Origin of the sequence: Prauserella aidingensis (assembly GCF_024171865.1) — a bacterium.
Taxonomy (GTDB): domain Bacteria; phylum Actinomycetota; class Actinomycetes; order Mycobacteriales; family Pseudonocardiaceae; genus Prauserella; species Prauserella aidingensis.
The window spans coordinates 69,816-77,651 of the sequence record NZ_JAMTCN010000026.1 but is presented as its reverse complement, the minus strand read 5'-3'; the positions used below and the strand labels follow the sequence as shown (position 1 = coordinate 77,651).

The 7,836-nt window shown below is 71.4% G+C and carries 6 protein-coding genes; 4 read left to right on the top strand and 2 right to left on the bottom strand.

What is annotated here, in order from left to right:
- Window positions 1–346 precede the first annotated feature (346 nt).
- Window positions 347–1,411 (bottom strand): LacI family DNA-binding transcriptional regulator, encoded by a 1,065-nt coding sequence (locus LY13_RS21100; protein ID WP_253830347.1) that lies wholly within the window; start codon window positions 1,409–1,411, stop codon window positions 347–349.
- A gap of 255 nt (window positions 1,412–1,666) precedes the next feature.
- Between LY13_RS21100 and LY13_RS21095 the strand changes: the two genes are divergently transcribed.
- Window positions 1,667–2,926: an MFS transporter gene (locus tag LY13_RS21095; RefSeq protein WP_253830346.1), complete on the top strand. Its 1,260-nt coding sequence runs from the start codon at window positions 1,667–1,669 to the stop codon at window positions 2,924–2,926.
- A gap of 6 nt (window positions 2,927–2,932) precedes the next feature.
- Here LY13_RS21095 and LY13_RS21090 read toward each other — a convergent pair whose 3' ends face one another.
- A complete protein-coding gene (locus LY13_RS21090) occupies window positions 2,933–3,988 on the bottom strand; it encodes a PQQ-dependent sugar dehydrogenase (RefSeq protein WP_253830345.1) in 1,056 nt (351 codons plus the stop codon).
- 118 nt (window positions 3,989–4,106) lie between these two features.
- On the opposite strand from LY13_RS21090, the gene LY13_RS21085 reads away from it, so the two are divergent.
- The 3 genes from LY13_RS21085 (at window position 4,107) to LY13_RS21075 (ending at window position 7,695) form a co-directional block, all read left to right on the top strand.
- The gene (locus tag LY13_RS21085) at window positions 4,107–4,757 is read left to right on the top strand and encodes a GyrI-like domain-containing protein (protein WP_253830344.1); all 651 of its coding nucleotides are present in this window, start codon (window positions 4,107–4,109) and stop codon (window positions 4,755–4,757) included.
- A gap of 146 nt (window positions 4,758–4,903) precedes the next feature.
- Complete coding sequence (locus LY13_RS21080; protein ID WP_253830343.1) at window positions 4,904–5,749, top strand: SDR family oxidoreductase; 846 nt, start codon at window positions 4,904–4,906, stop codon at window positions 5,747–5,749.
- 137 nt (window positions 5,750–5,886) lie between these two features.
- Complete coding sequence (locus tag LY13_RS21075; RefSeq protein ID WP_253830342.1) at window positions 5,887–7,695, top strand: flavin-containing monooxygenase; 1,809 nt, start codon at window positions 5,887–5,889, stop codon at window positions 7,693–7,695.
- The last annotated feature ends 141 nt before the right edge of the window (window positions 7,696–7,836 follow it).

Genomic DNA, 7,836 nt, shown 5'->3' with positions numbered 1-7,836 from the left:
CGCGGTCGCGAAACCAGCGTAGCCCCAGCACAGCCTGCCAGAAGCAGGTCAGCGAACGTGTTCCCGCGCGAGTGCCCCGACGACGACGTTCGGCCTGCAGCAGCCACGCCACCTGACGGGCGAGCTCGCGGGAGACATCAAGGATGGCAGGATGAGCAATCACGGAGAGCCTCTGGGTATGGGGACTTGATCTTGTGGTGAGACCAGTCCTACCAGGGGCTCTCCGCCTCATCTCAGCGCATCCATGCCACAGATCTCATGCGCCAGTTACTACCTCGCTGAGATCACCTCACTGTGGACGCGCAGTACGGAGTTTTTCGCCCACACGGACACGGCCGGGCGGGGCCTACGCTGTGGCGTTTCCCGGCGCGGCAGCGCGCGGCGCGGCGTCTCCCGGCGGGCCGGTGCTGCCGCGGACGGTCAGCGTCGGCGTGAGGACCACGTCCTTCGCCGAGCCGCGTTGCTCGTCGAGGCGCTCGGCACACGCCTGTACGGCGAACTCGGCCATCGCCGCCGCGTCCTGCCTCACCGTCGTCAGGTCCATGTAGGACATGCCCGCCGCGCGGGTGTCGTCGTAGCCCACGACCGACATGTCCCGCGGCACGTGCACGTCCGCGCGGGTGAGCGTGTGCAGCAGACCTTCCGCGCAGCTGTCGTTGGCCGCGAACACCGCGGTGGGCCCATCGGTCCGTGACAGCAGTTCGGCGGCGGCACGGACGCCCGACTCCTCCGTGTAATCGCCGGGCAGAACCTCGACGTGCGGGCCGAGCCCGTGCTCGTGCATCCGGTCGCGGTAGCCCCGTCGCCGGTCGGCCGCACCCGGCAGGTGGCCACCGTCGACGTGCACGATCCGGCGGTGGCCGAGTTCGACGAGGTGGTCGACCGCGATCCGCGCTCCCTCCTCGTCGGCGGTCCGCACGCTGTCGACGCCGGCCCCGTCCGTGTGCTGGCCGATCTCGACGACCGGCAGCTGCCGCGCGATGCTCGTCAGGTGCGCGGGCGACTCGATCGACAGTCCGAGGAGGATGATCGCCTCGCAGCGCAGGCCGAGCAGTTCGTCCACGGCCCGGCGGACCCCGCGTGTGGGAAGGATGGCGCTGAGCACGATGCTGTAGTCGAGCTCGCCCGCCGCCGTGTACAGCCCCTCGATGATCAGCGGATCCAGGGAGTGCTCCATCGTGAACAGCACGCCGAGCTGACGGCTGCGCGCCCGCCGCAGCAGCCGGGCCGCGGTGTCGGCGTGGAACCCGAGATCCTCGGCGGCGCGCAGCACGTGCTCCCGCGTGTGCGGATTGGGGCCCGGCTTGTCGCCGAGTACGAGCGACACCGTCTGGCGGGACACGCCTGCGCGCGCCGCGACGTCGGCCATCGTGGGACGCCGGCTGGGCTCGCCGTCCTCCGACCGCGGCATCGCTGCCTCCTGAACGCTGCCCCCGACCGGTCCGCCGCGGTCCGGTCGCCCCGAGATGTGCCCGGAATCGTACCGGCCACCCGGTCCGGGTCGACTGCCGCCGCCGGCCGCGAGGCAGATCACAGGCCTGCGACTTGAACGATCCGGATGCCTCTTGAGACCGTGGATTTGGCACGTGCCAAACGGGTCTTCGGAGCTGCGGGCCCGGCCGTCGCCGCCCCTCCCTCGATCGCTGCACAGGAAAGGTGTGCCCTCATGGCCCTGGCGTTGTGCGCTCTGGCGCTCGGAGCGTTCGCCATCGGTACAACCGAGTTCGTCATCATGGGCCTGTTGCCGCAGGTGGCAGGCGGTCTCGACGTGTCCGTGGCCACCGCGGGCAACCTCATCTCGGCCTACGCGCTCGGCGTCGTCGTCGGCGCGCCGTTGCTGACGGCCGTGGCCACCCGGCTCGGCCGCAAACAGGCCCTGCTGGCGTTTCTGGCGCTGTTCGTGCTCGGCAACGTGGCGACCGTGCTCGTGCCGGGATACGCGGGCGTGTTCGCGTCCCGTGTGATCGCGGGACTGCCGCACGGCGCGTACCTCGGTGCGGCGAGCCTCGTCGCGGCCCGGCTCGTCGGGCCAGCGCGGCAGGCGACCGCGGTCGCACGCGTCCTGATGGGCCTGACGATCGCCAACATCGTCGGCGTGCCTGCGGGCACGTTCCTCGGCCAGATCTTCGGCTGGCGCGCCGCGTTCCTGGTCGTCGGCGTGCTCGGGCTGCTCGCCGCGGCGGGCGTGGCGTGGTTCGTGCCGTCGCTGCCGAAACCGGAGGGTGTCGGACTGCGGACGGAGGTGGTCGCCCTGGGAAGGAAACAGGTCGTCCTCGGGCTGACCACCGCCGTGTTCGGATTCGCGGGCGTGTTCGCCGTCTACAGCTACATCTCGCCGATGCTGACGCAGCTCGCAGGCCTGTCGGACGGCGCGGTCCCCGTGGTGCTGGCCTTGTTCGGTGCCGGGATGACGGCCGGGTCGCTGATCGTCGGACCGCTGGCCGACCGTGCGCTCCGGCCGACGATCTACGGTTCGCTGGCGGCGCTCGCCGTCGCGTTGGTGACCTTCTGGTTCGCGATCGATTCCCCGTGGTCGGCGGTGGTCATGACCGTCGTGCTCGGTGCCGTCGGCTTCGGCGTCACCGCACCACTGCAGGTGTTGATCATGCAGAAGGCGGGGAGGGCACCGACCCTGGCCGCGGCGTCCAACCACTCGGCGTTCAACCTCGCCAACGCCGGCGGAGCGTGGCTCGGCGGGGTCGGGATCAGCGCCGGCCTGGGATACGCCTCACCGGCGCTCCTCGGTGCGGTGCTCGCCGTCGTCGGCCTCGGGATCGCCGTCGCCGCCGGGGCGGTGGACCGCGAACCCTCCGGACCGGGCACCGGCGCCGCACGTGCCGACGCCGCGGACACAAGCGCTGCCGACACCGACGGCGATCCCGGTGCCGGCCCCGCCGACGTGGCGGTCGTCGGCCGGGCAGGCTGACGGCGTTCACCGCCCGGTCAGGCGGAGGATGCGGTCGTCGCCGTCGGTGGGCTCGCCCCGGCCGTCGGTGTTGTTGGTGAGGAGCCACAGCTCGCCGCCGGGCGTGGTGACGACGTCGCGGAGCCGGCCGTGCTCGCCCGCCAGCAGTTCCGTCGACGACGACGGGTCGGCCACCGGCACCGTGCGCAACACCTCGCCGCGCAGGTTCGCGATGTGGATCGTGCCGTCGTGGATCTCGATGCCGCTCGGGCTGGCCTCGTCGGGCCGCCACTGCTGAACCGGGTCGACGAACCGGTCGTCGTCGCCCTTCCCTTCGACGACCGGCCAGCCGTAGTTGCCGCCCGGTTCGATCACGTTGAGCTCGTCCCAGGTGTCGGCGCCGAACTCGGACGCGAGCATGGTGCCGTCGGAGGCCCAGGCGAGACCCTGCGGGTTGCGGTGGCCGTAGCTGTACACCGGCGAGCCGTCGAACGGATTGTCGGCGGGCACGTCGCCGTCCGGGGTCAGGCGCAGGATGGACCCGGCGAGGTCGGTGCGGTCCTGCGCGGCGTCGGAGACGCCGGCATCGCCCACCGTCACGTAGAGCATGCCGTCGGGCCCGAACGCGATCCGGCCCCCGGAGTGGATCGTCGCGGACGGCAGCCCGTCGACGATCGTCTCCGCGTCACCCAGCGACAGTCCGCCGGATCGCCCCTCGACGGCGTAGCGCTGGACACGGTTGCCACCGGGCCCGGTCGAGTGCACGTACAGGCGATCCCGGTCGTCGGTGGCCAGTCCCATCAGGCCGGTCTCGCCGCCCGGTTCGACGTCGTCGATCGTCCCGGCGACCCGGGTGTCGTCGCCGGTGACCTCGAGGATCTCGCCGTCGTCGCGGGTGCTCACCAACGGTGTGTCCCCGACGAACGTGATCGACCACGGCGCGTCGAGTCCCGTGACCACGGTCTCGGTGGTGCCCCGGGCGTCGGTGCGTTCCGCGGGGCCGTCGGACGAGCCGGCCGAGCACGCCGTGAGCAGCACGAGCGTCACGGCGCCGAGGGCGGGCAGACTGCGCATCGGGGTCATAGCGACCACCGTACGACCCGCCGTGCCCCCAGCGCCTGGGTCGGACGATCCCAGGACAGACGACCCCAGGACAGCCGATCCCCGCGACAACCGGGGGCGGGTGGGGGACGATCGCACCATGACCGCCACCGAGAAGGTCGACGTCACGAAGACGGTCGACTGCTATCGCGCCAGGAAGGGCCGGTTCGACGTCGTGGACGTGCCGGATCTGCGGTTCCTCATGGTCGACGGCCACGGCGACCCGAATACGTCCGCCGCGTTCGCCGACGCTCTCGGTGCGCTGTACCCGGTGGCCTACACGCTGAAGTTCGCCAGCAAACGCGACCTCGGCAGGGATTACGTCGTGCCACCGTTGGAGGGCCTGTGGTGGGCGGAGGACATGGCCGCCTTCATCACGGGGCGCGACAAGACCCAGTGGTCGTGGACCATGCTGATCATGGTGCCGGAGTGGGTCGACGACGGCATGGTCGACGCCGCGATCTCGGCGGTGGCGGCGAAGAAGCGCCCCACGCGCATCGACGACGTCCGCTGCGACGTGCTCTCCGAAGGCACGTGTGTGCAGACGCTGCACGTCGGCTCGTTCGACGACGAGGCACCCGTGCTCGCCACGATGCACGACGACGTCATCCCGGCCCGCGGCTTCCGGATGACCGGGAAGCACCACGAGATCTACTTCAGCGATCCCCGGCGAACGCCCGCGGACAGGCGACGGACGATCCTCCGGCAGCCGGTCGCACCCGCCGACGGGCCCGGTGGGCGTCGGGAGTGAACCCGACGGCGTGGCTGACACGCCGGCGCCGACGGAGCGGCACCGATCGACACGGCACCGATCCACACGACACCGATTGAAACGACACTGCGGCGCGGCGGTGGCACGTTGCTACGTTGCGCCGCAGGCGGCGAGAGGTGTGCGACATGGGTGTGTACGTGGTGACCGGCGCGGGCTCCGGGATGGGCCGGGCGGCGGCGACCAAGCTGACAGGCGCCGGGCACACCGTCATCGGCGTGGATCTGCGCGAGGCCGAGGTCACGGCCGACCTGGCCACCGCGGCGGGCAGGCGCAGCGCAGCGGCGGCGGTGCTCGAGGCCTGTGCCGGCCGGCTCGACGGCGCGGTCCTGGCGGCCGGACTCGGCCCGGTGCGGGGCAGGGAACGCGAGATCGTCGAGGTCAACTACCTCGGCGTGACGGAGCTGTTGCGCGCGTGGCGGTCCGCGCTGGCCGCAGCCGGGGGCGGCAAAGCGGTGGTCCTGTCCAGCAATTCGACGACCACGACGCCGCTGGTGCCGCGGCGCATGGTGCGGGCGCTGCTCGCAGGTGACGTTCGCCGGGCGGTGCGGGCGCTGCGGTTCCACGGCCCGGCACGTGCGGTGATGAGCTACGCCGGTTCCAAGCTGGCGGTGAGTCATTGGGTGCGACGCGAGGCCGTGAAACCGGAGTGGGCGGGGGAAGGTGTTCGGCTCAACGCACTGGCACCGGGAGCCGTCCTGACCCCGCTGTTGGAACGGCAGCTCGCCGATCCGTCGTCGGCGAGGGCGGTGACGACGTTCCCCGTCCCGGTGGGCGGCTTCGGCGATCCGGCGCGGCTCGCCGAGTGGATCGTGTTCCTGCTGTCCGACGCCGCCGACTTCATGGCAGGCAGCGTCGTGTTCGTGGACGGGGGAACCGACGCCTACTTCCGGCCCGAGGAGTGGCCGCGGGCCGTACCGCTGCGTGGTCTGATCCGCTATCTGCGGCGCATGCGGTCGTTCCGGCGGGAGTGACAGCGCCGGACGGTCACATCCCCCACCTGTGCCGACCTCGAGCGGTCCCGGTAGGCTGCCACCAATATAAGGCACTTGACTGAAAATGTGTCACGACCTGCCGCTGTCGCGTGGTGGGTAGGCACGAAAGGGGCGGCATGTCGATTCCCCGGTTGTCGGAGCTGCGCGCGCGGCACGGCGCGCACCTCGAACGCGTGCGCGAGCGGTACCGCGCGGAACGCGAGCGCCGTGTGCCGGCCGGCGCCGGGGAGCGGTACCGGCGCGCCGAGGGTGAATGGGGCTACTACGCCGAGGACCCGTACGTCGAACCCGGTTTCACGCGGGAACCGGTGACCGACCGGGTCGACGCCGTGGTCATCGGCGGCGGATTCGGCGGGTTGCTCGCCGGCGCACGACTGCGGCAGGCCGGGCTGGAGCGGATCCGCATCATCGAGAAGGCGGGCGACTTCGGCGGCACCTGGTACTGGAACCGCTATCCCGGGATCCACTGCGACATCGAGTCCTATGTGTACCTTCCGTTGCTCGAAGAGGTCGGCTACGTACCGCGCTGGAAGTACGCGCCGGGCGAGGAGATCCGGCAGCACGCGATGGCGATCGGCCGCACGTTCGACCTCTACGGCGAGGCGCTGTTCCGGACCGGGGTACGGGAACTTCGGTGGGACGACGGCGAATGGATCGTCCGCACCGATCGTGACGACGAGGTGCGCGCCTCGTACGTCGTCGTGTCGAACGGCACCCTCGACCACGCCAAGTTGCCGAGCATCCCCGGCATCGCGGACTTCACCGGGCACACGTTCCACACGAGTCGCTGGGACTACGGCTACACCGGCGGCGGCCCGGACGGCGGGTTGACCGGTCTCGCAGGCAAGCGCGTCGCGGTCGTCGGCACCGGTGCCACCGGCATCCAGGTCGTGCCCGCTGTGGCCCGGGACGCCGAGCACCTCTACGTGTTCCAGCGCACCCCGTCCACCGTGGACGTGCGCGACAACCGGCCGACGGATCCGCAGTGGGCGGCCTCGCTGGAACCCGGATGGCACACGCGGCGGCGCGAGAACTTCCAAGCCGTCGTCACGGGACACGACGTCGACGAGGACCTCGTCGACGACGCCTGGACGGCGAGCGGACGCGTCCTCGGCAAGATCGTCAGCACCGACGCCCACGACGACATCGATCCCGGCGAGTGGGAGGAGGTCGAGGAGTACCTCGACCTGGAGAAGATGACGGAGATCCGGGCGCGCGTGGACCGCGTCGTCGACGATCCCGCCACCGCCGAGCTGCTCAAACCCTGGTACCGCTACGCCTGCAAGAGGCCGACCTTCAGCGACGAGTACCTGCAGGCGTTCAACCGGCCGAACGTCACGCTCGTCGACACCGCCGGCCACGGCGGCGTGGAACGGATGACCGAGCGCGCCGTCGTCGTCGGCGGCGTCGAGTACCCGGTGGACTGCATCATCTTCGCCACCGGGTTCGAGGTCGGCATGTCGGACGTCATGACCGGGCGACTGCCCGTGTACGGCCGCGACGGCACGAACCTGTTGCAGTCCTGGGCGGTGACCGGGCCGCGCACTCTGCACGGATTCGCCTCCAACGGTTTCCCGAACCTGTTCCACCTCGGCTCGCTGCAGAACGCTCCGTCGGTGAACTTCACCCACGTGCTCGACGAGCAGGCGATCCACGTCGCGGAGGTGATCGCGGAGGCGCGCCGCCGTGGCGTGAAGCTCGTCGAACCGACCGCCGAGGCCGAAACCGCGTGGGTCGAGACGATCCGCCGCACGTCGCCCGACCGCGAACGATTCGACGCCGAGTGCACACCCGGGTACTACAACAACGACGGCCGGCCCCGCGGACCTCGGCAGACCTACGGCCCCGGCCCTGGCCCGTTCCAGCGGCTGCTGCGCGAGTGGCGTTCCGGGGACGGCATCGAGGAGGTGTTCGGCGGCGGCTGAGGGCGCGCCTCGTCCGACGGAGTCCCGAACGTCCGGTTCGACCCGGACGCCGGGGCGCGGCGGCCGAGGGCCGACGAGCTGCCGCTCGCGCCGTCGGCCGGCCGCGCACGCGCCCGCCGCGGGGGAGTGAACGCCGGGTAC